Raw genomic sequence first — 25,230 nt, forward strand, 5'->3', positions numbered from 1 at the left:
AATATTATATTGTAATGGGACTAGGGGGACGAGTATGCTTAAAAAAATTATTGCCTCGGTGGTCTTACTGTCACTGTTTACGATAGCAATCGTGCAAGCGATGGATAATAAACCGGATAAAAAAGCTGAAAATGATTCCCTGGGCGGACTGAAAATTGGTGCAGCGGCACCAGATTTCTCCCTAAAGACGCTCGATGGCAAGCAGGTTAATTTGTCGGACTATAAAGGGAAAAAAGTAATGCTGAACTTCTGGGCTACGTGGTGCCCGCCTTGTAAAAAGGAAATGCCAGATATGCAGAAATATTCGCAGCAGGCAGGTGATGATGTCGTCATCCTAGCTGTCAACATTGATCCGGAAAATGATGTACAAGCATTTGTTGAGGATAATGGTATCACTTTTACCATTCCTTTAGACAGTCAGAGTGCAAAAGACCCGGTAAATGAGCGTTATAAAATTCTTAGTATTCCGACGACGTACTTTATCGACAGTAAGGGTATTATCAGGAATAAGGTTATTTCAGCGATGCAGCTTAAAGATATGGAACGAAATATCAATAGCATCAAATGACGGAATCCTTATGGGGTTCCGTATTTTTTTATATAGTTAGTATTCATTTATCTTATATGTAACAAATTTGTCAAAAGTTAATTGAAAAATCAAAAAATTATTAAAAATAGGGTTACTGTCAATGAAAAATGGGTTAAAGTATAGAGGGTGATATAAAGGGGTGTTTATAAATATAAATAACTGATAATTGTGACAATTAAAAGACTTCGCACCATATAGTCATAATTTTACGTTAATTTGGTAATGCTGAACAATATATTATGAACAAGTAGGTGAAAAGGATGAAAAAAAGAAAACGGACGTTTGAAGAATTGATTAAAGAAAATAAAAAGGAATTGTTGATGGACGTTAAACAAATGGAAAGACTTGAGGAACGACTTGAGAAAAAACATATGCAAAAGGCTGAATAACCTTTGCGAGGGCTTTCTTTCGAAAAAAAAGAGCCAGCACATTGAAGTTTTCTTCAAAGTGCTGGCTCTTTTTCGATTTAGTTTAAAAAAAATAGTGCCTTTTCAAAAACTGGCACTCATGAATTTCAGCTTTTTTAACAATGATAAGGTAAGGAGGCGATTAAAAATGGGTAATCCTAAAAAAGATTCTAAACACTTCAGACCAAGTCATCTTGGTATGCAACCGAGAGCAGCAGGAGGAAATAACGGAAAGCAAATGCAGGATAAATCGGGCAAGCATCCTCAGGTTATTCAAACTAAGGGCGAATAAACTGCTTTAAATTTAATATTTGTAATAATATTATGTAAACTATTTACAAAAAAATAACATGAATTGAGGCGATAGAAAATGGACTCATTTAAACACAATCCAGACAACCGATTGGATAATGTTGAAAAACTTCAGGATGCAATTCAGAATACAGAAGAGAACATAAAGGCTGCAAATGAAACATTGTCATTCTCTTCATCGGGCGATAAAGAGGCGATAAGGGCAAAGAACGACCGAAGGAAAGAGAGTATTGCTGGCATGATGTCAGAAGTAGAAGATGAACAACAAGCTCGTGAAAGAGGTTATAAAACGGATAATGAATTAGAATAAATATGAAAGGGGGAGAAAGAAGGGGTCTTTCTCCCCCTTTCTTTAATGATTTTTCGTCTTTGGATGATGGATAAAGAATGGGAGTGTAGAAAATGGGCTAATTTCCTTAAATGAAAGTTGGCCGGAAGTTATGGTAAAATGTATATTGCAATAGAAATGAAAGTGGGGAATTATGATGTTGATTGCTGAAAATGAAATTGAGGTTCGGTATGCAGAGACAGATCAAATGGGTGTTGTGTACCATGCTAATTATCTTGTATGGATGGAACTTGGCAGGACGAAATTGATCAATGATTTAGGCTTTTATTATGCTGATATGGAGGCGGTTGGTATCCTCTCGCCTGTCATGGATATCCGGGCTTCATATAAAATACCTGTTCGCTATGGTGATAAGGTTAAGATAAAGACTTGGATTGAGAAGTATGATGGTCTGCGTGTCATTTATGGATATGAAATCATTAACGGGGAAAATGAAGTATCGGCAACCGGCCAGTCATCACATGTTTGCGTTAAAAAGGACACCTTCCGGCCTATATCTATTAAACGTATGTTCCCTGATTGGCATGAGGCCTATGAGCAAAATAAAAAACCGGATTAACTAATGTAATTACATAATTTGAGGTGAATTAAGGATGGCGTTTGGGATAAAACGGGTAGACGTAGTAGCCTGGAAGCAGCAAATTGATCAGGGACAAATTGCATTTCTGACTCATTATTGGCTCGATGATCGCTTTCCTGGTTGTAAGACCGTGACAAAAGTTGGGTGCAATGATTTAGAACGATTAGCAGAGTGGGGCAAAAAATACGGACTGAAAAAAGAATGGATTCACCACCGGAAGGATGGCTATTCTCATTTTGATCTATTGGGGGCTAGGCAAAAGGAAATTCTTAAAGCCGAGGATATTAAAGAAAGGCTGGTCAATTGAATAGGGAATTTTGCAACAGCAGTCTACACCGCTGTTGCATGTATCAAGCACTTTTTTCGTAATGAAATTCAGGCTCAGTTAGTTTTTCATTAAAGGTGATAAGTAAATCGTGACCATCGAAGTACCAGATATCTTTTTCTTCCACATAGAAAGTAATCTTATTCAATGTAGTTGCCGCTGCCACAGCTTCAGGTTCTTCTATCATGATACCTAATGAAAAGCCACTTTGAACGGAACTATGTCCTCCATATCTTACATAAAAGCGCAAATGAGAGCCTTCCTGAAGCTCTAACTCATCGCTATACCACTTAGCAGCTTGTTCGGAAATTGTTAGTTTCATACAAATTCTCCTTCCCAGAGGTTCGCTATTTAAGTATAAAGTAATTATATAGCAGATGCGAATATTGTGCGCTATAGAAAGGAAATCGCAATGGAGATTATATACAATATTTGTTTTATTACTCGAAAAAAATCTGGCAAAAATGAAGTCTTAATGCTTTTTCGCAAAAAAGAGCCAAATAAACATAAATGGAATGGTGTAGGCGGGAAAATTGAACCAGGTGAAACAATCGATGAGTCGATGGAACGAGAAATTATTGAAGAAACTGGTTTGAAGGTAAAAGGACTGACCTTTCGTGGGATTGTGACATGGAATCAAACGGGAGGAATGTATGTATACCGAGCCGAAGATACCGGGGGTGGACTTCTAGCTTGCGATGAAGGAGAACTTGCCTGGAAGCCATATCAATGGGTTATGGAGGCAGATGAAGTTGTGCCCAACATAAAGTATTATCTAAGGGATATTTTACTGGATGACCCTCCATACGAATTTGCTTGTACATATGAAAACAATCTTTTACTCTCCTTTAAAAAGAAGCCATTGGCTAACATGAAAAAAATTATTTCTCCAACTAAAATCCGCCTTTGAGCGGTTTTTTTTTGAATTCAACGGAAGTTTTTATTATGTCCTTAGCTATATAACATAAATTGGTAGATGAATATTTGAAATATTGGTATTATAGTGAGTTAATCAAGCTTTTTATAGTTCCAATAGGATTATTTTGGAAACTATAAAATGTGAAGATATAGTGATAGATCATCTTATTTAGAGGGGGTAGCTAATTTGCGGAAAACAGAGCTGCTAAAAGGGAGTACGGAGATGGTGCTGCTTTCACTATTAGCTCAAAAGGATATGTATGGGTATGAAATGATTGAACAGCTTAAACAGTTAAGTGATGGCTATTTGCATTATAAAGAAGGTATGCTATACCCCGCTTTAAAAAGGCTTGAAGTGAAAGAGTATCTAATAAGTTATTGGCGAGATTCTTTAGAAGGTCCTAAAAGAAAATACTATTATGCGACGAAATTGGGTGTTGCTCAATTTCAAGTTCAATGGGAAGAGTGGAACGCCTTTCAAGATGTTATCGGTAAGGTTGTTTCACCTAACTATGAGCGCACACAAAAATAGCTGCATTGTCTGCAGCTATTTTGTTTTTTCTTTGGCTTCAGCCTCAGCCAGCTTTTTCAGCAAGATGGGCGTGGGCATATGCATGATTTGCTCTAATGGCATGTTGAGAGATTCAGATAACTTTAATGCGGTTTCGGTTGATATTTGTAATGGTTTCATGGCTCTTCTCCTAAAGACGATTTTTGGTTAGTTCTAGTGTAGCCTCTATGCTTCAATTATTCAATCCTTATGAGGGCAATTTGCATGAATCAATTAGTCTTTTGCTTCCGCTAGTAGGTAGGAGATTAAAAGGTGAAACGTAATACTGCTGAACTTATTTAATCTTAACAATGAAGTTTGTTAAAAACATAATGATTTAGAAAATTGGAAATTCTGCGGAAAAGGTGTTAGGACATGCCAGGATTCTGAAGCATATGGCCTATTAATTTTAGAATAGAAATAAGCCCGTAAAGACGGGCTTTTATTTTTGTTTAAAAAAGCCAATGGTCTCCTCTTACAACCATTTTACTTTTGGTTCAGTTTTATCGATTATTCGTTTGATGTTCGCACGGTGGCGGTAAAAGATGAAAATCGTTAAAATGCCAATTACAATAATAAGAGCCCAATCATCGGTATGAAACACTAAGCTGTAAATGAGAGCTAGTAGACAAGCAATCATGGAAGATAGTGAAACATATTTGGATATGTATAAGGATATAAAGAATATGATAAGGACAATAAGAAAAAATAATGGTTCATATGCGAGGATAACACCAGCCGATGTTGCGACTGCTTTCCCACCCCGAAAGTTTGCAAAAATAGGGAGCATATGACCGATTACTGCAAAAAGTCCGGCTAGCAATAGATTCATTTCCACGCCTAGCATTAACGGAAGAAAAGTTGCTAGAGTCCCTTTAAGTATATCCATGATAGTAACGGTTAGCCCTGCCTTGACACCAAGTGTCCGGAAGGTATTTGTCCCGCCTAGATTTTTACTGCCATGCTCCCGAATATCGATTTTGTAAAAGGTTTTTCCGATTATTAGACCGGATGGAATCGAACCAATCAAGTAGGCAGACAGTAAAGTGATAAATGTAAGCATTCTATGACCCTTTCTTTAAAGAAAAATCTTCTTATTTTATCTCGGTTAACAGGCTGAATGTTCCTTTTATCGATATTGGACGTGGAGGAACAGCTAAAACAGCCTTTAAATACCTGATAAGCTCCTCTTATTGTAACATTTTCGTGACAAAATGGTATGGCTGTCAAAAAAAAAATCCACTAAAAAAAGATTTTTCCTTGATGAACATACATCATTTGATATACGTTTATGTTCATATAGGGTGGAGAGGTTTATGAATTCGTTTTTTCGTAAATATAAGATATGCGGGTTACCTATAGTGTATAAATTGATGCAATACGTGGTAGTCTGTATGAAAATAAAGGAAGTTAAGAGAGACTTACCTTTTCGAAGCAAGTTATTTCTTGTATAATTGTTTTTCTTAATAATGGTAATAGTCAGCTTTTCTCTGTAAAATATCCATGTTGAGGAATACTTTATGCGTAAGAATACATTTTATTATAAAGGGGATTGATAAAAATGATAGAAAATCCAAGCAGAGAAGAAATGGGTCAGATGTTAAAAAAATCGAAGCGCATTGCTGTTGTGGGATTATCAAATAACCCCGAGCGTACTTCTTATATGGTATCAAAAGCAATGCAGGATAGCGGATATGAAATCATCCCGGTAAATCCAGCTGTAACTGAAGTGCTGGGCGTTAAGGCCGTAAAAGCACTTAAAGATATTGAAGGGCATGTTGATATCGTCAATGTTTTTCGCCGTTCTGAATTCCTCCCGGGGATTGCAAAAGAATTCGCAGAAATCGATGCTGATATTTTTTGGGCGCAGCTTGGGGTTGAAAATGAAGAAGCTTATGATTATCTAAAAGAAAAAGGTTATACTGTCATCATGGATCGATGTATAAAAGTTGAACATGCACTTACGAAGTAAATTGGAAAGAGCGGATTTTCCGCTCTTTCTTAAAGGTATCGAAAGTTTCATCCGAAGAAATCCAATAATGCCTAGCTATGACTGGATTTGGAGAACGTGGGGGCATATCGATCATTTTAAAGAATAATTTAAGCGAAATAGTAAAAGTGTATTTGCCAAATGAAAAATTACCGCTACAATTAGAACGGTAGCTAAGATACGTTTACAAAACTAACAAGTTTTAACGGATGGTGCTAACGCTAATAAAAGGGACTAAAAAAATAGAACACTTGTTCTTTGTTCGTGAAAGTATTATACTTTTTGTATGATTATCAACGTATGAATTATTTTGTAAGAGCTAGAGAGTCATTTCATTGCAGTATGATTTGGCCCGGAAATTGTGTTTAGTAAGGAAAGGGGAATTTCTGTGGCAAAGAAAGTAAAAACAATCGAGTACAATGATGATGCAATTCAGGTACTGGAAGGACTTGAAGCGGTCAGAAAACGTCCCGGTATGTATATCGGCAGTACTGATGCACGTGGACTTCATCATTTAGTGTACGAGATTGTAGATAACTCCGTAGATGAGGCTTTGGCTGGATATGGAGACCAGATTAGTGTGAAAATACATAAAGATAACAGTATAAGTGTGACAGATAAAGGGCGTGGGATGCCCACTGGAATGCATAAATTGGGGAAACCAACACCTGAAGTCATTTTGACGATTCTTCATGCAGGCGGTAAATTTGGACAAGGCGGATATAAAACGAGCGGTGGCCTTCATGGTGTGGGTGCCTCTGTCGTTAACGCATTGTCTGAATGGCTTGTCGTGACGATTAAAAGAGATGGCTTTGTTTATGAACAACGGTTTTTCAAGGGAGGAAAACCGGAAACGACCCTAGAGAAAATTGGAAAGACCAACCAAGTTGGGACGAAAATCCATTTCAAGCCAGATCCGAAAATTTTTTCGGTTACGACTTTTAATTATGATATCCTCTCTGAACGTCTACGCGAATCAGCCTTTCTTTTAAAAGGCATGAAAATAGAATTGACGGATGAACGTAATGACCTGCATGAGACTTTTCATTATGAAAACGGAATTGAAGCCTTTGTAGCCTACTTAAATGAAGAAAAGGAAACCCTTCATAGTGTTATTAGCTTAGAAGGAGAACAGAATGGGATAGAAGTCGACCTGGCTTTTCAATTTAATGATGGGTATTCAGAAAATATTCTAAGCTTTGTAAATAATGTTCGTACAAAAGACGGCGGCACCCATGAGATTGGCGCAAAAACGGCTATGACACGGGCATTTAATGATTATGCTAGAAAAATGGGGCTGCTTAAGGAAAAAGATAAAAACCTCGAAGGTACCGATATACGAGAAGGCTTATCTTCAATTATTTCTGTGCGTATCCCTGAAGAACTTTTGCAATTTGAAGGACAAACCAAGAGCAAGCTTGGAACAAGCGAAGCCCGTTCGGCTGTTGATTCAATCGTGTCGGAGCACTTGGCTTACTTTTTTGAAGAAGATCCGACTACTAGTGCACTGTTGGTGAAAAAATCAATTAAAGCATTCCAGGCACGTGAAGCTGCTCGTAAAGCGCGTGAAGATGCAAGAAGTGGGAAGAAACGGAAAAAGTCGGATGCCATCCTTTCTGGTAAATTGACACCAGCTCAATCTAAAAATCCTGAGCGGAATGAATTGTATCTTGTGGAAGGGGACTCTGCAGGAGGATCCGCAAAACAAGGCCGCGATCGCCGTTTTCAAGCGGTACTGCCATTACGGGGTAAAGTTATCAATACAGAAAAGGCAAAACTAGCGGATATTTTTAAAAACGAAGAAATCAATACGATTATCCATGCTATCGGTGCAGGCGTCGGGGCCGAGTTTAATACCTCGGACACTAATTATGATAAAGTGATTATCATGACTGATGCCGATACGGATGGCGCCCATATCCAAGTGCTGCTGCTGACATTCTTTTACCGCTATATGAAGCCGTTAATTGAGGCGGGTAAGGTGTTCATAGCCTTGCCGCCGTTATATAAAGTGAGTAAAGGGACCGGGAAGAAAGAAGTCATTGAATATGCATGGAGTGATGATGAACTTCAGGGAGCGATAAACAAGGTGGGGAAAGGCTATATGATTCAGCGCTATAAAGGGCTGGGTGAGATGAATGCCGATCAATTATGGGATACGACAATGAACCCGGAAACCAGAACATTAATCCGCGTGAAAATCGATGACGGTGCGCGTGCAGAAAGACGTGTGACAACGTTAATGGGAGACAAAGTGGAACCACGCCGTAAATGGATTGAAACCAATGTCGCTTTTGGTCTCGAAGAAGAATCGAATATTTTAGATAATGAAAATATGTCGATTGAAGAGGAGGTCAATAACGATGGTATTTGAGGAAACGTTTCGTGATTTGCCGCTTGAAGAGGTTATTGGAGACCGTTTCGGGCGTTATAGTAAATATATTATTCAGGATCGAGCACTTCCAGATGCTCGGGATGGGTTAAAACCGGTACAGCGCAGGATATTATATGCGATGTATGTAGAAGGAAATACACAGGAAAAAGGATTTAGAAAATCTGCAAAAACAGTCGGAAATGTAATTGGTAACTATCACCCTCATGGAGATTCTTCGGTTTATGAGGCGATGGTACGAATGAGCCAGGACTGGAAGTTGCGTAAAGTCATGGTCCAAATGCACGGAAACAACGGTAGTATTGATGGAGATCCGCCTGCTGCAATGCGATATACAGAAGCAAGGCTTTCATCAATTGCATCTGAGATGTTACGTGATATTGAAAAACGAACTGTTGATTTTGTCCCGAATTTTGATGATACCTCAGAAGAACCTATCGTATTACCTGCGATGTTCCCTAATTTACTTGTTAACGGCTCGACAGGAATTTCTGCAGGCTATGCAACGGAAATCCCTCCGCATCAATTAGGTGAGGTCATTGATGCTGCTATAATGCGAATTGATAATCCAGAAGCAACAGTAGCAGAATTAATGACGGTCATTAAAGGTCCGGATTTCCCTACAGGTGGTATCATTCAAGGAATTGAAGGTATCCGTAAAGCCTATGAAACAGGTAAAGGGAAAATCATAATTCGTGGCTTGGCTGAAGTGGAAACAATCCGTGGTGGTAAACAGCAAATCGTCATCACTGAAATCCCTTATGAAGTCAATAAAGCGAACCTTGTTAAGAAAATGGATGAATTCCGTCTTGATCGGAAAGTAGAAGGCATCGCAGAAGTACGTGATGAAACTGATCGTACAGGTTTACGTATTGTAATTGAACTGAAAAAAGAAGCAGATGCAAATGGTGTCCTGCATTATTTATACAAAAATTCAGATCTTCAAATTGCATACAATTTTAATATGGTCGCGATTTATAAAAAACGACCAACGTTAATGAGCCTTCCAAAAATGCTCGATGCGTATATCAATCATCGTAAAGAAGTAATTGTGAACCGTTCCCGTTATGAATTGCAAAAAGCACATGACCGGGCACATATTGTCGATGGTTTAATGAAAGCACTGTCCATTTTAGATGAAGTTATTGCTGTCATCCGTGCGTCTAAAGACAAACGTAATGCTAAAGATAACCTTATCGCTAAATTTTCTTTTACAGAAGCCCAAGCAGAAGCTATTGTATCCTTACAATTATACCGATTAACAAACACAGATATTACGGCTCTTGAAGAAGAGGCAGCGGAGTTGAACAGCAAAATTGAGGAATTGACCAAAATCCTAGGCAGTGAAAGGGTACTTCTCCAAGTAATAAAAAAAGAATTACGATTCATTAAAAAAGGGTTTGATGACGGACGCCGCTCTAAAATTGAGAAAGATATTGAAGAAATCAAAATCAATCTTGAAGTCTTGATCGCGAGTGAAGACGTGATGGTGACAGTGACGAAAGAAGGCTATGTCAAACGGACGTCCTTACGATCGTATTCAGCATCAGGCGGGCTTGATTTTGGCATGAAAGATTCCGATCGAATGCTTCAGCGGCTGGAAATGAATACAACAGACGTTCTGTTGCTGTTTACTTCCAAAGGTAATTACCTTTATTGTCCAGTTCATCAGCTTCCTGATATTCGCTGGAAGGAAACCGGCCAGCATATCGCGAACATCATTCCTATTGATCGAGAAGAACAAATCATAAAAGCGATTCCAATCAAAGACTTTACCCTGCCGCAATTCTTAGTGTTCGTCACGAAAAACGGTATGGTGAAAAAGACTGAACTAGCTTCCTATAAAGCACAGCGGCATTCGAAACCGCTAGTTGGTGTCAATTTAAAGGGCGATGATGAATTGGTTGATGTCCATCATACAGATGGTCAGGCCGAGCTTTTCCTAGTCACTCATAATGGCTACGGTTTATGGTTTGATGAAGAAGAAGTAAGTGTAGTTGGAGTCCGTGCAGCAGGAGTTAAGGGGATTAATTTGAAAGAAGATGACTATGTTATTGGCGGCAAGGTTTTAGCTAAGGATAGTAAAGAATCAATTCTGATTGTTACCCAGCGCGGAGCCATCAAGAAAATGAAATTAACCGAGTTTGAAAAAACTGGCCGTGCAAAACGCGGGGTCGTGGTCTTGAGAGAATTGAAATCGAATCCACATCGGGTCATTGGATTTGAAACTGTCAATAAAACCGACAGTCTTTTCATTCTTTCTGAAAAGGGCATAATTGAAACAATCCATGCTGCTTCATTAAAAAATCATGATCGTTACACGAATGGATCTTTTGTTTTTGATGAAACTGTAAGTGGAAAAGCGAAAGAATTGTGGAAGATATCTTTAGAGGATGAATCTGCTTTAGAGTCGTAAACAATTTTTTTATAAAAAGGGATGCTGACAATAATCAGCATCCCTTTTATTTAGTTTATTATGATGAAAAACAAACAAAACAAATAAACGGTAGGGTGCCGGTTATGTATCATGTTCATCGACCAGAAAATAATCTCCTGATAATATCCCATTATTTGCAACTACAACAATTATTATTTTTTCGGGCTATATTCTTAAATCAAAAATGACTTATTGAGTCAATTTTAAATCCTTGTACTAGCAAGCTAATAATCTTATCCAGACAACAAATAATTCAATTATGAATTCTAATGCTGATAGAATCTATGCACCAGTACGCTTTATTTTTGGCACAGTCCTTGCATAATATTAGCATGACTTCTTTATTTTTTGAATGAAGAAAGGGGAGGACTAATGGATAGACCTTGGAACAAGCATATCCCGTCCGGAAATCCAATGGAAATTGATATACCTGAAATATCTCTAACAGACTTATTTTACCAATCAGTTGGACTGTATCCGGATAAAACAGCGATTACGTTTATGGATCAAACGTATACATATTCTGAGTTGGGGCAGTTAGTGAAAAGATGTGCCCGGATACTTGCTGATGATGGGGTTAAAAAGGGAGATCGTGTGGCTATTATGCTGCCCAATTGTCCTCAATATCCGATTAGTTTTTTTGGAACGCTTTTGAATGGTGCGATCGTTGTTCAAATCAATCCAATGTATAAGGCGAACGAATTGATACATGTCCTAAAAGACTCAGGTGCAAGACACATCATTGTGCTCGATAAACTTTATCCCACGGTAGAAGCCATATTACCAGAAACACGTGTTGAAAAGACAATAAGCGTGTCTATGGAAAATGGCAGGTGTGAGCTGACAAAAAGGCTTATGAAAATAATAGAGGCAGATTTTACTGTACCAATTGAACCTGATGAAGATGTTGCTGTCCTCCAATATACAGGAGGAACGACGGGGCGTTCAAAAGGTGCGATGCTAACACATCGAAACATCGTGGCTAACACCTTGCAAAGCGCGGCTACTTCACAAATCAATACTCAAAAGGCGAAGGAAAGGGTACTTGCCGTTTCTCCTCTATTTCATGTATATGGTATGACCTCTGCTATGAATTTGACGTTTTATAATGGAGGTAATTTAATTATAGTACCTAGGTTTGAGGTGGCTGAGATAGTTGATATTATTAATAAGCTCAAACCGACTATTTTCCCAGCTGTGCCGACGATGTATATTGCTTTATTACAATATTACCAGTCCCATCCTTTTGATTTGAATTCTTTGAAAACATGCACTTCGGGTTCGTCGCCATTGCCTCTAAATGTATTGTCACGTTTTAACGAAGTAAGCGGATCAATGATCGCTGAAGGATATGGTTTGTCTGAGGCTTCACCAGTGACGCATCGAAATCCAGTTAGAGGCCTGCAAAAACCCGGAAGTATTGGGATACCTATCCCAAATACAGATGCCGCCATTATTGACAGTATTACAGGTGAGCCGTCCCTTTTGGTTGATACACCTGGCGAATTGGTTATTAAGGGACCTCAGGTGATGAAAGGGTATTGGGGCATGCCAGAAGAAACGTTGCAGGCGATTCAAAACGGATGGCTATATACCGGTGACATCGCAAAGATGGATGAAGATGGTTTCTTTTACATCGTTGGACGAAAGAAAGAAATGATTATCGCAGGCGGATTTAATATTTATCCTATTGAAATTGAAGAGGTTTTTTACAGCCATCCAAAGGTACTTGAAGCAGCGGTATTCGGTGTTCCCGACCAATACCGTGGTGAAACCGTTCATGCAGCCGTTGTTATTAAGCCAAATGAATGGATAACTGAAAAGGAACTGAATGAATACTGCCGAAAACAGCTCGCAGCCTTTAAAGTACCGGAAGTTATCACCTTTCAAAGTGAACTTCCCAAAACTGCGGTCGGTAAAATTTTAAAACGAAAGCTTCAAGAAAAATATAAAGCTGCTTATCCGGTAATGAATGAAAACGCTAACAAATAATTCATAGGTAAAAAGGGGAATGCAAATGGACTTTCGCTTAGATGAAGACATCCTACTTTTAAAAGAAAATATACGGCAGTTTATTGAAGAAGAAATCGAACCATATTCAATGCAAATAGAGGAAGATGATCATATTCCAGAATCCATCATCAAATTATCGAAGGAAATCGGGCTATTCGGACTCAGTATCCCAGAACAGTACGGCGGGCTAGGCATTGGGATGGTAGGGAAATGTGCTTTATATGAAGAAATCGGTAAAACACATAATGGATATACCACTCTGATTGGTGCCCATACTGGCATAGGGACGGTCGGAATCGTAGAAATGGGCAATGAAATGCAAAAGCAAAAGTACCTGCCAGATATGGCAAGCGGAAATAAAATTGGCGCATTCGCTTTAACTGAGCCTGCTGCCGGATCTCATGCGACGAATCTAAAAATGACTGCTGTCAAAAGAGGAGATAAGTATATTCTTAATGGGACTAAGCATTATATAACGAATGCAGATGTGGCCGATATTTTTACTGTTATGGCGGTAACGGATAAGGGAATAGGAGCAAAAGGAATCACGTCATTCATTGTAGAGAAGGGGTTCCCAGGTTTTCAAATTGGTAGCATTGAAAGGAAAATGGGACTTAGGGGCTCACATTCTGCCGAACTGGTTTTTGAAGATTGTGAGGTTCCAGTGGGAAATGTACTAGGGGAAGTCGGGAAAGGCTATGTCAATGCATTAAAAATCCTTGCAAATGGCCGGGCGGGACTTGCCGCACGAAATTTGGGGTCCTGCCAATACCTGCTTGATTTATCAATCCATTATGCTACTGAACGTGAACAATTCGATGTTCCTATTATCGATCATCAAGCCGTATCTCATATGATTGCCGAAATGGCGATGGAAATAGAAGCTCTCCGCTCATTCACATACCGGGTTGCATGGATGGTCGATCAAAAAGAGAAAATTATTAAAGAAGCGGCAATGCTGAAGCTGTATGGTTCGGAAGTATATAACAGGGTCGCTGATAGAGCAGTTCAAATTCATGGAGGGATGGGATACATGAAGGATTATCCAGTCGAACGTTTCTATCGGGATGCACGAATTACTAGAATTTATGAAGGAACGTCCGAAATCCAGAAAAATATCATTACAGGACAATTAAAGAAAAATTATCAAAAATAGTTTAATGAGAAAATGGAGGGGTTATAATGGATTTACGTTTATCAGATGAACAAAAAATGGTACAAAAAACAATACGCAAGTTCGTGGAAAATGAATTAATTCCTTTGGAAAATGAAGTACTTCGCAACGAAATAGCAGGAAAACCTAGTTTACCTGAAGGGAAATTAATAGAATTACAGGAAAAAGCAAAAAAAGCGGGGTTCTGGGGCATTAATACGCCGGTGGAGTTTGGCGGGGCCGACTTAGGGCAGATGATGATGGCAATAGTCTTGATGGAAGTATCAAAAACGTTTGTACCTTTCAGCTTTGGCGGTTCTGCGGACAATATTCTCTATTATGGAAACGAAGAACAGAAAAAGAAGTATCTGATTCCTACGATTAATGGGGAGAAAAAATCCTGTTTTGCCATGACGGAGCCGGGAGCTGGGTCCGATACTCGAAATATTAAAATGACTGCGATAAAAGATGGCAATGAGTGGGTGCTGAATGGAGAAAAAACATTCATTACAGGTGGAAATGATGCCGATTTCGTCATGGTCATTGCTGTTACCGATAAAGAACTTCATCAAGAAACTGGTACAGAAGGGGTCACCTGTTTCATCGTAGATCGGAGCATGGGCTGGAAATCTGAGTATATCAACACGATGGGAGAATGGGGACCGGCTGGTTTAGTTTTCGATAATGTTCGGGTACCCGAGGAAAATATTTTAGGAGAAGTGCATGGAGGTTATAAACTTGGCCTTGAATGGATTGGTTTTGCAAGATGGATCGTGGGGGCACGTGCTGTCGGTTCTTCAGAACGATTGCTGCAAATGGCTATAGATTATGCAAAAGAACGCGTCACATTCGGAAAACCAATCGCTGAGCGCCAGGCTATTCAATGGCAGATTGCTGACTCGGCTGTTGAAATCGAAGCTGCAAGGTGGCTTGTGTTAAATGCCGCCTACACACTAGATCATGGAGAAGACAATCGTCATCTAGCTTCTATGGCTAAACTCTATGGAGCAAATATGGGGAATCGTGTCGTTGATCGCGTGTTGCAAATACATGGGGGCATGGGTTATACGAAGGAACTTCCAATTGAGCGCTGGTACCGTGAGGCAAGACTTTGGAGAATATATGATGGGACCGATGAAATACAACGCATGATTATTTCACGGAATTTAATTAAAGGACATGTTAAATTAGGACAATTTTTATAATAGATTAGGAGGAAAAGATTATGACAGGAAGATTTTCAGGGAAAACCGCTTTAGTTACTGGTGGAAGCAGGGGAATTGGACGGGCAATCGTAGAACTATTTGCAAGTGAAGGCGCAAAGGTTGCTATCATAGATATAAATGAGGAAGTTTTGACCTCAACAGGAAATGAACTAAGGGATCAAGGCCATACCATTTTTACAAGGGTCGCCAATGTGGTGGATTCAGAAGAGGTAGAAGCATCAGTAAAAGAAATAGCTGATACGTTCGGTTCGCTAGATATTCTCGTGAATAATGCAGGTGTCATTCGAGATAATTTACTATTTAAAATGACCGATTCAGATTGGCAGACAGTAATGGACGTGCATTTAAAAGGTACCTTCAATGCGGTTCGTGCGGCTCAGAAGTATATGGTTGAAAACAAATATGGGAGAATTATTAATATATCTTCCACCTCGGCACTAGGTAACCGCGGTCAGGCTAATTATGCAGCGGCAAAAGCGGGGTTGCAGGGGTTAACAAAAACACTCGCAATTGAACTTGGTAAATATGGAATAACGGCTAATTCGGTAGCACCTGGTTTTATTGAAACCGAAATGACGAAAGAAACAGCACGGCGAATGGGAGTGAGTTTTGAACAATTTATCCAGGATAGGGCAAACAGTATTCCAGTTGCTAGAAGCGGTATTCCAAGTGACATCGCTAATGCTGTTGCATTTTTCGCTGATGAAGCATCATCTTTCGTTAGTGGGCAAGTTCTATATGTTGCGGGTGGTCCAAAAAATTAAGAGTAAAGGCGGGATGATATGTTCAATGAAAGTATTGGAAAACAATCTAAACCGGTTAAAAATCTGGTTGAACGGGGAGCCGTTAAAAAATTTGCGTTAGCGATTGGTGACCCGCATCCGATTTTCATCGATGAAGAAAAAGGTAGGCAATCAAGGTATGGTACGAATATTGCGCCCCCAACTTTTCCAAGAGTTTTTGATTTTGGAACGATTGAAGGCTTAGACCTCCCAAATAAAGGATTGATACACGGTGAACAGAAATATCATTATAACCGTCCGCTGAGGGTTGGAGAAGAAATTACCTGTTATACAGAAGTGAGGGACTACTATGAGAAAAAAGGAAAGCAAGGGGAAATGGGATTCCTAGCCTTAAAAAATTACGGGACAGATGCAAATGGAGAAATTGTTTTTACCGCTGAACAACTTGTCATTATCAATGAAACGATAAAAAGGATGGTGATGAGCAAGTGACTACATTAACTGAACTGCATATTGGCGACTCGTTGCATTCGATAGAGCTTGGTCCTGTAACACGTTTGGATCTCATTAAGTATGCAGGGGCATCAGGTGATTTCAATCCCATTCATACGATTGATGAAGAAGCAAAAAATGCTGGTTTGCCTGGGATTATTGCACACGGAATGTGGACGATGGGAAACCTGGCAAAGATTTTCAGTAATCTATATGAAATTGGGTACATTGAAGAATACAAGATTCGTTTCAAAGGTATGGTTTTCTTGAATGATGTTATCACCCTTCAAGCAGATTTAAAAGAGAAAAAGGAAGATAAGTATTATTTCAATGTAGCAGCAATCAACCAATCAGGTAAGGAAGCGATCAGTGGAGAGGTTATTTTTAGGACCTACTAAAGGAAAGTAGTGGTGAAATTTATTTCATCACTACTTTTTTTAGGATTAAAATTCGACAATATTAAAGGAGATTCGAAATCTATCCAGAATTGTACTAAAAAAGAATTCTTTTTGCGGCGGTGAATATTATTAATGAATCATGTAAAACAGGATTCTCAGATTAATTTGCTCAAAGAGTGGATCTTTCCTGCTCTAGTCGTTGATTCTGAATACCGGATTAGGGATTGGAGCAGTTACCTAAATGATCGGATAGGACAGAATGGGAAGAAACTACTTACCGAACAATTTGAAGAGTGGCAATTTCTCGATAATAATAGATTGGCAGCTGCACGCCTGCATGACAAACGGTATTTATTTATATTTCTGACACAATTGGATAATGGCGATATTCTATATGTAGGCAGTGAAACACAATTTTTGGATAATTTATTGGTTGATGCCCATGAAACGGAAAAACTGAATCGCGCTCTTGATGCCATTATTGAAAATTCCTATGATGGGATTTATATCACCGATCAAAATGGCATTACACTTTACACAAATTCAGCGATTGAACGGATTACTGGCATTCCGAAAGAGTATTATATCGGCAAATCGGTGGACCAATTAATAAAACGAGGTATTTTGAATACTTCGGTGACACATAAGGTAGTGAAGCTGCGACGAACGGTTTCAGTCGTACAGGATAATTTTGCTGGAAAAGAAACATTAATTACAGGAAGTCCCGTTTTTAATGAAGAAGGTGAAATTGAGCAAGTCGTTACGAACATACGTGATTTGTCAGATTTAAATGAACTGATGCATGAATTGACGAAAGTAAATGAATTGAATAATCAATATAAGCAGGAAATTGAAAAACTTCGAAAGATAACAAGTCAGGATGGGGTTGTTTTTGTCAGTGATAAGATGAAAATGATTTATGAGATTGCCGAAAGAATCTCGGATATTGATGCGACAGTACTGATCTTAGGAGAAACGGGCGTTGGAAAAGATGTACTGGCCCGTAATATTTACAACCGGAGCATCCGATCTAAAAAAGGAGATTTCGTAAAGATAAACTGCGGGGCAATTCCGGCGGATTTATTGGAATCCGAACTCTTTGGATATGAAGGCGGCGCGTTTACCGGAGCTAATCAAAAAGGGAAACCAGGGATGTTTGAAGTGGCTGAGAGTGGGATTTTATTTTTGGATGAAGTGGGTGAGCTTCCTCTACAATTGCAGGTAAAGCTACTTAGGGCACTTCAGGAAAGGGAGATTCAAAGAATCGGAGGAACGAAGCCCAAAAAAATTGATGTTCGAATAATCGCAGCCACGAACCGCAACTTATTGGAAATGGTTAAAGTAGGTGAATTCCGTGAAGATCTCTATTACAGGCTGAATGTCATACCAATTACGATTCCCCCTTTAAGGGAGAGAAGAGAAGACATTCTAGCATTGACGGATTTATTTTTAACAAAAGCCAACGAACAATATAAATTCTCGAAAGAAATAGATTCGAGATTGAAAGAATATTTTTTTCAATATGATTGGCCAGGAAATGTCCGTGAATTGAATAATATAGTGGAAAGGCTCGTCGTCCTAACAAATAATCAATTACTTTCACTTAGCGATCTTCCGGAAGAATATCAGCAGGTAAATCAAAATTTTTCCAACCTTAAAGGCACACTTACTTTAAAAGAAGCGGTAGAAAGAGCGGAAAAGGAAATATTGACGAAAGCGGCGCAAACCTACCAAACTACATATGAAATCGCAGAAGCCCTAGATTCGAGTCAGGCGACAATTGTGAGGAAACTTAAAAAATATCAATTAAAGGTCAGTGAAAAGGATAGGTAAGTAAGAGGGGATTTCCGTTTATCGGAAATCCCCTCTTACTATTTATCGCTACCCGTTGAATAACAAATATTAGTGACTCTCGTTATTTTAGGTCTTCATTCACGAAACTAACTTAATTCAGAAATGATTTTTTCAGTCAAAAGTGAATGATGACTATCCTATATAGAACCCCATTTTTCATTTATATGATTCAATAATGAATTTTCTGGGACTTTGAAATAGCCACAGTAACTGTGTTTAACTATGGCACAGCACTTGCATATTAATAAGGAATTAATCTACGGAATTTCCATGTAGAAAGTGTGAGGTGAGATAGTTGATTGATCCAGGTGATCGACCATGGGAAAGCGGTTATATTCAGACGATGAAATCTACGAATATCCCTAAAATCAGCCTATGCAGAATGCTTTCCGTAAATAGGTTTTGGGGACCGGGCAGCCATTTATTATGAAGAACAAATGATTACTTATGCGAAATGTGGATGGTCTTGCAACTGCTTGTTATAAGGCAGGGGCAAAAAAGTGTAATAAAATTGGTTTCTTGCTAGGTAATCAACCCGATTATCTAATCGCCTATTATGCTGCTATTAAACTAGGAATGATCATTATACTAATCAACCCGTTATGTATGGTTAGAGAAATGTGAGAGATTCAAGAAGACGTACAATTGAAATACTTAGTCACTGAAAATGAAAGCGCTAACAAGTTGGGCGTTTTATCAGCTACTTCAAGACCTCGTATATATGTAGGTGGTGATAATAAAGAATTAAAACTCACATTGCCTTTTGAATATCTTGATGACCTTATCCATGCCCCTCCGAAAGAGGTAGGGGAAGCGACTATAAGTCCAAAAGTAGATATGGCTGTGATTCAGTATATAGGCGGGACTTCCGGACAGAGAATGGGTGTGGAACTAACCCATTTTAATTTAGTTGCCAATGTGATTCAGAACCAAAGCTTTCTTCAATCGAGGATTCAGTTCGGTGAGGAAGTAATCATGACGGCTTCTCCGCTTTATCATGTGTATATGATGACTATCACGATGAACTTGGCTGTTATGCTTGGTGCAGCGAATGTCATCGTGCCCGTGTTTTAGGCTAAACGGGTAATCGAGTTGAGCGAGACTTGCAAAGTGACCATTTTTCATGGCTTACCCCAAATGTAAAACTCTTTAATCAAAGAACTTGGTGATACTCATAATGCTTTGCATACATTATAGTTCTGTTTATGTGATTCAGCCCCGTTGTCTCCTACGATGTTACATCAGTTTGAAAAGCTAACAAAAATAAAAATCATTGAAGGCTACGGTTTATCGGAGGCTTCTTCATCTGCTTGTCGCAATCCATTATCGGGCGAACGTAGGGTAAACAGTATTAGAATTCCGTTGCCGTTAACAGAATCAAAAATCGTCAGTTTGATTAATGAATAGATGCCTCTCACTTTTTTGAATGGCTGGTTTTCTAGGCATGCCCTTGATTGTGAAGCAGGAATAACCAAATAGCATGATAAAAATTCAATAATTAAGAAGGAGGAAGTAAATGGATATTTTAATCCAGCAGCTTTTTAATGGTTTGACAATTGGAAGCGTTTATAGTTTAGTTGCCCTGGGATTGACGCTTGTATATGGAATTTTGCATATCCCGAACTTTGCCCACGGAGCTCTCTATATGTTGGGAGGGTACATCACATTATCAATGATGACGTTATATGGCATTAATTATTGGTTTGCTATGTTTGTATCCGTAATCGTTGTTGGTTTGATGGGTGTTCTATTGGAACGTTTCGTGTTCCGCTTGTTAAGGGAGGCACCGCCATTGCACGATAAAATTGCGGCAATCGGGATCCTTCTTTTTCTTGAAGCCTTTGCGCAATTTGTCTGGGGCGCCGATTTCCATACAATGACTTCTCCTTACGATCAAGTCGTCAACATCATGGGGTTGACGTTTACACTGCAGCGCTTGTTGATTATCGTTTCGGCTATCGTGGTGATGATTTTGCTTTATCTTTTCCTCAAGAAAACGTATACCGGTTCAACGATAATTGCGATGTCCCAAAGTCGTGAAGGAGCTTCACTTGTAGGGATTAACATCAACAAAGTCGCTATGCTGACCTTCATGATATCTGGTGGCTTAGCCGCCATTGCCTCATCTCTTGCTTCACCGATTAACCTCGTTTTCCCCGGCATGGGACATCTCGTCATCTTGAAGGCATTCGTCATTATCATTCTGGGAGGCATGGGAAGTATTCCAGGGGCGATTGTCGGCGGTTATATCCTTGGTTTCAGCGAGAGCCTGGGCGCAACTTATATTTCAAATGATTATAAAGACATCATTGCATTCGTTCTTTTAGTTGTAATTTTAACAGTGAAACCAACGGGACTTTTTGCTAAGGGGGAGAGGTAGCATGAAGATTTTGACGAAACGAAATGGAATTATTGCTCTTATCATCTTAGCTTTTTTATTCCCTATTATCGGTCAAAACGACTATTATCTTCATATGCTAACACTCTCATTCATTTGGGCAATTGCTGTTTACGGAATCAATTTGTTATCAGGCTATACTGGTTATCTTTCGCTTGCTCATGCTGGATTTTTTGCAATTGGTGCATACTCACTTGGGCTGCTGACAGTAAAATCTGGAATGAATTTTTGGCTGGCTCTTGTGGGGGCCTGTTTGATCACATGTGCGATTGGATTTGTAATCGGATTAATAGCATTGAGGACAAAGGAACACTTTTTCGCCATATACACATTATGTGTAGGCTATATCATATATCTGGTCATTGATAAATGGGAGGGGCTGACGGAGGGAGTTAGAGGATTGATTGGCATCCCTGCCCCAGGTAATATCGGTCCAATAACATTCGATACGGCAGCTTCACAATATTATCTTGTCCTTGTGTTTCTGCTTGCGGTGATCATAGTCATGTATCGGATTATCCATTCGTTAACAGGTAGAACGTATATGGCCATCAGGAATAGTGAGGACCTTGCTCAAACGATTGGTATATCCACGATGAAGAATAAACTGACGGCCTTTGTCCTTTCTACATTTTTCGCAGGTTTGGCTGGAGCCCTGTATGCTTCATTCATTCGGTTTATTGGACCTGATATCGGCTCCACCTCCATTATGTTCGACCTATTGATGTATCTCTTAGTTGGTGGGATTGGGACACTTTCGGGACCGTTGGTGGGAACGTTACTGCTCGTAATACTTTCGCAAAATCTGCAATTTCTTCAAGAGTACCGAATGTTGATCTTCGGACCTTTGCTTACATTAATCATCATCTTTTATCCACGTGGAATCGCAGGTGCCATCTTTGATTGGAAAATCAAACGAAAAGATAAGAAGCCGCCTGTTTTGAGAAACGATGTTTCTATTAAAGTGGAGGAGGGATGAAAATGATTATTGAAACTAAGAATTTGACAAAGCGGTTTGGCGGCTTAGCAGCAGTTAATAATGTAGATTTTTTGATTAAAAAAGGAAAAATCAATGCTATTATCGGACCGAATGGGGCGGGGAAATCCACTTTTTTTAACTTGATTAGCGGCTTTCATCGTCCAAGCTCTGGAACCGTCATTTTTAAAGGAATTGATATCACCAAGCTTCCTGCTAATGAAATAGCAGCGCTAGGAATTTCAAGGACCTTCCAAACAACCAGTCTTTTTGATAAATCGACCGTATTGGATAATGTCATTGTTGGGCATAGACTACGCACCAAATCGAATTTGGTAGATGCCATTCTAAGAACAAAACGCTTAAAACGAGAGGAAGCGGCATGTCGGGATAAGGCTATGGAGGTGCTGGAGATTGTTGGATTAACGGATGTGGCTGACAAAATAGTCGCTAGTGTTTCGCAGGAGGAAAAGAAACGGACAGCCATCGCCCTTGCTCTTGCAACGGACCCGGAAATTATCTTTCTTGATGAACCTGCTGCTGGAATCAACCCGGATGAAACGGAAGGACTGACAGTTCTGATCAAGAAGTTAAATCAATCCGGTCTTACGATATGTTTAATCGAGCACAAAATGCATATGATTATGAACTTGGCTGACCACATCATGGTTTTGAATTACGGAGAAAAAATTGCCGAGGGTACACCTAAGGAAATCCGAAGTAATGAAGCGGTTATTAAAGCCTATTTGGGAGGTAGTGCTAGTGCTAAAGTTATCTAATGTTGCAGTCAGTTATGGAAGTTTTACTGCAATCAAACATGTGAATATCGAAGTTGCCAAAGGGGAGATTGTCGTTTTATTGGGGGCGAATGGAGCGGGTAAAAGTACGACTTTTCGTTCCATTAGTGGTATCAGTAAGCTGTCTCAAGGAGAAATTTATTTTCAAAATAGTCCTATAGGCGGTCGGGCCCCGGATAAGAATGTTCAAGCTGGAATTGTTCAGTGTGCCGAAGGACGTAAACTGTTTCCACAAATGACTGTCCAGGAAAATTTGAGGATGGGGGCATATGTGCATCGAAAGAAAAAGGCGGAAATCAAGCATTCTTTGGAAAAGGTATATAATTTATTCCCAATCTTAAAAGAAAAGAATCATAATGATGCAGGAAGTCTGAGCGGTGGGCAACAGCAGATGCTTGCCATAGGTAGGGCATTAATGTCTAAGCCAAAGCTGCTGATGCTTGATGAGCCTTCGGTTGGACTCGCACCTTTGATTGTGGAACAGATGTTTAAGGTTATCGAAGAAATAAACCGGGAAGGAATCACCGTTCTACTTGCAGAACAGAATGCGAATGCTGCCCTCAGCATTGCAGATAAAGGTTATGTTTTTGAAAATGGGGAAATTGTCGTTCAAGGAACAGCAGGTGATTTATTGGCTAATGGTGAAGTACGGAAAGCGTATATTGGAGCATGAAAAAAAGAATGGGGGATTTATTTATATGAAACAACTGAAAGTGTTATTTGTATTCATGCTACTAGTAGTAACTGCTTTGGTTGGCTGTAACAAGGGAGACAGCCCCGCATCAAGTAGTGGTAAAAAAGGTAAAGGCGGAAATGTCGTTAACATCGGTTTTAGCGGTCCGTTAAGCGGGGCTGCAGCATTGTATGGGAAACGAACGTTAAATGGTGTGGAAATGGCCGTCAATGAAATCAATGATGACGGCGGGTTTGAAGTAGATGGGGAAAAATACACGCTTAATCTCGTTTCTTTGGATGATAAATACTTACCGAATGAAACAGGTTCGAATGCTAAACGATTAATTCAGGAATATGATACACCGATTATATTTACGCCGCATAGCGGCGGTGTCCTGGCGCTGCAGGTTTTTAATGAACAAGAGAAATTTATCATTGGCGCCTATACGAGTGAGCCTTCAGTTACCGAAAGCGGAAATTCATTAACCGTACGAATTCCACCGAATTATGAAGGATATATCGAACCGTTTACAACGTATGCCATGGAACATTTCGGCAAAAAAATTGCAGCTTTGCCAACCTCTTCTCAATACGGAAAAGATTGGACAGAAGCGGTTCTCCCTCATTGGAAAAAGCAAGGTGGTAAAGTCGTTTATAATTCCTCGATTGATTTTGCTAAAGAAACAGATTTCTTTACGATTGTTACGAATGCATTGAAAAAGGATCCTGATGTGCTGTTTATCGGAGGTGCGTCTGAACCGACGGCAAAAGTAGCGAAGCAAGCTCGGGAGTTAGGGTTTAAAGGCGGTTTTATTATTATGGATCAGGCGAAGCTGGATCAAATGAAGCCGATTGCAGGATCATATGAAACATTGGAAGGCTCAATCGGTGTCCTACCTCTGATTAACTCCGATGAAGAAGCAGTGCCAGCTTTTATTGAGAAATATCAAAAAAATTATAAGGAAGATCCAAGCTCCGAAGTCGGTTTGAATTACATCGCGATGTATGCTTTTGTGGAAGCGATGAAATCGGCAGGAAGCGTGGATGACGTCAAGGCGATTCGCGAACATATGCAGGACGGGCTGACGAATATTTCTGCTGAACAGAAAATTTACGATATCCCAACAATTGATGAGAATGGAGGATTCGCATCTACAATTGTCGTTGGAGCGGTTGAAGATGGAAAAGTAGTTCCCATTCGTTAAGGTGAACAAAGCCAGTGCTGGTGTCACGAAAAATATCCCTGATATTCAAGTAAACAGTCATAAAAAAAGTAGCTAGAGTGCGGCAGAATTCTACCAGTATGTACTGATAGAGTAGATTGTTGTATTTCTTGGACGTGTACTGGAATCCTTCAAATGAAGGATTCCAGTACACGTTTCTTTTTTTGTTTCTTCCACAATGTATCTATTACTAGGTTAAGATTCATACTGTCAGGTACTTTCTAGAAATGATAATATTCTAGTAAAGGGCCTAAACGATAGAAAAACAATAGTAAAGGCGACAATAGCAAATGTGAGCATCGTGTAGTTATTTCCTTTTAAACTCTGGTAAAAGAGTTTCTTGAAGATGACGGATCCTTACTTTCCTAAGTAACGCTTGAAAAAGATTTTTATAAGAAAGTATGGTTTACTCTAGAGAGTATGGAAAAAAAGG

26 protein-coding genes and 2 pseudogenes are annotated in these 25,230 nt (G+C 39.3%); 25 read left to right on the plus strand and 3 right to left on the minus strand.

The features are described 5' to 3' along the window. Positions 1 to 34 precede the first annotated feature (34 nt). The 6 genes from NST21_RS12740 (at position 35) to NST21_RS12765 (ending at position 2,544) form a co-directional block, all read left to right on the plus strand. Positions 35 to 568 carry a TlpA disulfide reductase family protein gene (locus NST21_RS12740; protein WP_056526435.1) on the plus strand — a complete coding sequence of 178 codons (534 nt, stop codon included), beginning with the start codon at positions 35 to 37 and terminating at the stop codon, positions 566 to 568. A 281-nt stretch (positions 569 to 849) separates the two neighbouring features. Next, positions 850 to 978 carry an FbpB family small basic protein gene (locus NST21_RS12745; protein ID WP_081108788.1) on the plus strand — a complete coding sequence of 43 codons (129 nt, stop codon included), beginning with the start codon at positions 850 to 852 and terminating at the stop codon, positions 976 to 978. A gap of 166 nt (positions 979 to 1,144) precedes the next feature. Then, entirely contained in the window at positions 1,145 to 1,288 is a 144-nt protein-coding gene (locus NST21_RS12750) for an acid-soluble spore protein N (protein ID WP_053345878.1), read from the plus strand. 78 nt (positions 1,289 to 1,366) lie between these two features. Then, entirely contained in the window at positions 1,367 to 1,618 is a 252-nt protein-coding gene (gene tlp / locus NST21_RS12755; protein ID WP_340889436.1) for a small acid-soluble spore protein Tlp, read from the plus strand. Between the two features lie 175 nt (positions 1,619 to 1,793). Then, complete coding sequence (locus NST21_RS12760; RefSeq protein WP_340892525.1) at positions 1,794 to 2,216, plus strand: acyl-CoA thioesterase; 423 nt, start codon at positions 1,794 to 1,796, stop codon at positions 2,214 to 2,216. A 34-nt stretch (positions 2,217 to 2,250) separates the two neighbouring features. Continuing rightward, entirely contained in the window at positions 2,251 to 2,544 is a 294-nt protein-coding gene (locus tag NST21_RS12765) for a hypothetical protein (RefSeq protein WP_053345881.1), read from the plus strand. A gap of 43 nt (positions 2,545 to 2,587) precedes the next feature. Here the strand turns inward: NST21_RS12765 and NST21_RS12770 are convergent, their stop codons facing one another. Further along, on the minus strand, positions 2,588 to 2,884 hold the full coding sequence (locus tag NST21_RS12770; protein WP_056526443.1) for a HesB/YadR/YfhF family protein: 297 nt from the start codon (positions 2,882 to 2,884) through the stop codon (positions 2,588 to 2,590). 90 nt (positions 2,885 to 2,974) lie between these two features. On the opposite strand from NST21_RS12770, the gene NST21_RS12775 reads away from it, so the two are divergent. Continuing rightward, on the plus strand, positions 2,975 to 3,472 hold the full coding sequence (locus NST21_RS12775; protein WP_340889438.1) for an NUDIX hydrolase: 498 nt from the start codon (positions 2,975 to 2,977) through the stop codon (positions 3,470 to 3,472). 195 nt (positions 3,473 to 3,667) lie between these two features. Further along, positions 3,668 to 4,012, plus strand: a complete 345-nt coding sequence (locus tag NST21_RS12780) for a PadR family transcriptional regulator (RefSeq protein WP_235566083.1) — start codon at positions 3,668 to 3,670, stop codon at positions 4,010 to 4,012. Positions 4,013 to 4,027: 15 nt separating this feature from the next. Here the strand turns inward: NST21_RS12780 and NST21_RS12785 are convergent, their stop codons facing one another. Both NST21_RS12785 and plsY read right to left on the minus strand, forming a co-directional pair. Continuing rightward, positions 4,028 to 4,171: a YycC family protein gene (locus NST21_RS12785; RefSeq protein WP_082527609.1), complete on the minus strand. Its 144-nt coding sequence runs from the start codon at positions 4,169 to 4,171 to the stop codon at positions 4,028 to 4,030. Between the two features lie 334 nt (positions 4,172 to 4,505). Then, positions 4,506 to 5,093: a glycerol-3-phosphate 1-O-acyltransferase PlsY gene (gene plsY / locus NST21_RS12790; protein WP_053345884.1), complete on the minus strand. Its 588-nt coding sequence runs from the start codon at positions 5,091 to 5,093 to the stop codon at positions 4,506 to 4,508. Positions 5,094 to 5,591: 498 nt separating this feature from the next. Here plsY and NST21_RS12795 point away from each other — a divergent pair, with 498 nt between their 5' ends. The 17 genes and pseudogenes from NST21_RS12795 (at position 5,592) to NST21_RS12870 (ending at position 24,779) form a co-directional block, all read left to right on the plus strand. Further along, positions 5,592 to 6,002 carry a CoA-binding protein gene (locus NST21_RS12795; protein ID WP_053345885.1) on the plus strand — a complete coding sequence of 137 codons (411 nt, stop codon included), beginning with the start codon at positions 5,592 to 5,594 and terminating at the stop codon, positions 6,000 to 6,002. 406 nt (positions 6,003 to 6,408) lie between these two features. After that, the gene (gene parE, locus NST21_RS12800) at positions 6,409 to 8,394 is read left to right on the plus strand and encodes a DNA topoisomerase IV subunit B (RefSeq protein WP_056526451.1); all 1,986 of its coding nucleotides are present in this window, start codon (positions 6,409 to 6,411) and stop codon (positions 8,392 to 8,394) included. Next, on the plus strand, positions 8,384 to 10,828 hold the full coding sequence (gene parC, locus NST21_RS12805; RefSeq protein ID WP_340889441.1) for a DNA topoisomerase IV subunit A: 2,445 nt from the start codon (positions 8,384 to 8,386) through the stop codon (positions 10,826 to 10,828). The genes parE and parC overlap by 11 nt, the downstream gene beginning before the upstream one ends. Before the next feature lie 393 nt (positions 10,829 to 11,221). Further along, positions 11,222 to 12,841, plus strand: a complete 1,620-nt coding sequence (locus NST21_RS12810; RefSeq protein ID WP_340889443.1) for a long-chain-fatty-acid--CoA ligase — start codon at positions 11,222 to 11,224, stop codon at positions 12,839 to 12,841. A 25-nt stretch (positions 12,842 to 12,866) separates the two neighbouring features. Beyond that, positions 12,867 to 14,018: an acyl-CoA dehydrogenase family protein gene (locus NST21_RS12815; RefSeq protein WP_340889445.1), complete on the plus strand. Its 1,152-nt coding sequence runs from the start codon at positions 12,867 to 12,869 to the stop codon at positions 14,016 to 14,018. A gap of 26 nt (positions 14,019 to 14,044) precedes the next feature. Beyond that, positions 14,045 to 15,220, plus strand: coding sequence for an acyl-CoA dehydrogenase family protein (locus NST21_RS12820; RefSeq protein ID WP_098174625.1), 1,176 nt, complete (start codon positions 14,045 to 14,047; stop codon positions 15,218 to 15,220). 20 nt (positions 15,221 to 15,240) lie between these two features. Beyond that, complete coding sequence (locus tag NST21_RS12825) at positions 15,241 to 16,005, plus strand: SDR family oxidoreductase (protein ID WP_340889447.1); 765 nt, start codon at positions 15,241 to 15,243, stop codon at positions 16,003 to 16,005. Between the two features lie 18 nt (positions 16,006 to 16,023). Next, entirely contained in the window at positions 16,024 to 16,476 is a 453-nt protein-coding gene (locus tag NST21_RS12830) for a MaoC family dehydratase N-terminal domain-containing protein (protein ID WP_056529604.1), read from the plus strand. Beyond that, complete coding sequence (locus tag NST21_RS12835; protein ID WP_053345894.1) at positions 16,473 to 16,874, plus strand: MaoC/PaaZ C-terminal domain-containing protein; 402 nt, start codon at positions 16,473 to 16,475, stop codon at positions 16,872 to 16,874. The genes NST21_RS12830 and NST21_RS12835 overlap by 4 nt, the downstream gene beginning before the upstream one ends. A gap of 132 nt (positions 16,875 to 17,006) precedes the next feature. Next, positions 17,007 to 18,707: a sigma-54 interaction domain-containing protein gene (locus NST21_RS12840; RefSeq protein ID WP_057219407.1), complete on the plus strand. Its 1,701-nt coding sequence runs from the start codon at positions 17,007 to 17,009 to the stop codon at positions 18,705 to 18,707. Positions 18,708 to 19,175: 468 nt separating this feature from the next. Beyond that, positions 19,176 to 19,802: pseudogene (locus NST21_RS12845) on the plus strand (AMP-binding protein). A 138-nt stretch (positions 19,803 to 19,940) separates the two neighbouring features. Next, positions 19,941 to 20,135 (plus strand): annotated as a pseudogene (locus NST21_RS28835) (AMP-binding protein); the annotation flags it as partial. A gap of 109 nt (positions 20,136 to 20,244) precedes the next feature. Next, entirely contained in the window at positions 20,245 to 21,108 is an 864-nt protein-coding gene (locus NST21_RS12850) for a branched-chain amino acid ABC transporter permease (protein ID WP_340889449.1), read from the plus strand. Between the two features lies 1 nt (position 21,109). Next, complete coding sequence (locus tag NST21_RS12855; RefSeq protein WP_053345897.1) at positions 21,110 to 22,105, plus strand: branched-chain amino acid ABC transporter permease; 996 nt, start codon at positions 21,110 to 21,112, stop codon at positions 22,103 to 22,105. A gap of 2 nt (positions 22,106 to 22,107) precedes the next feature. Continuing rightward, on the plus strand, positions 22,108 to 22,881 hold the full coding sequence (locus NST21_RS12860; RefSeq protein WP_201180746.1) for an ABC transporter ATP-binding protein: 774 nt from the start codon (positions 22,108 to 22,110) through the stop codon (positions 22,879 to 22,881). Further along, positions 22,865 to 23,572, plus strand: a complete 708-nt coding sequence (locus tag NST21_RS12865) for an ABC transporter ATP-binding protein (protein WP_340889452.1) — start codon at positions 22,865 to 22,867, stop codon at positions 23,570 to 23,572. Before NST21_RS12860 ends, NST21_RS12865 begins: the two co-directional genes overlap by 17 nt. Before the next feature lie 25 nt (positions 23,573 to 23,597). Further along, complete coding sequence (locus NST21_RS12870; RefSeq protein WP_340889454.1) at positions 23,598 to 24,779, plus strand: ABC transporter substrate-binding protein; 1,182 nt, start codon at positions 23,598 to 23,600, stop codon at positions 24,777 to 24,779. Positions 24,780 to 25,230: the final 451 nt, after the last annotated feature.

The organism is Peribacillus sp. FSL K6-1552, assembly GCF_038005205.1.
GTDB lineage: Bacteria > Bacillota > Bacilli > Bacillales > DSM-1321 > Peribacillus > Peribacillus butanolivorans.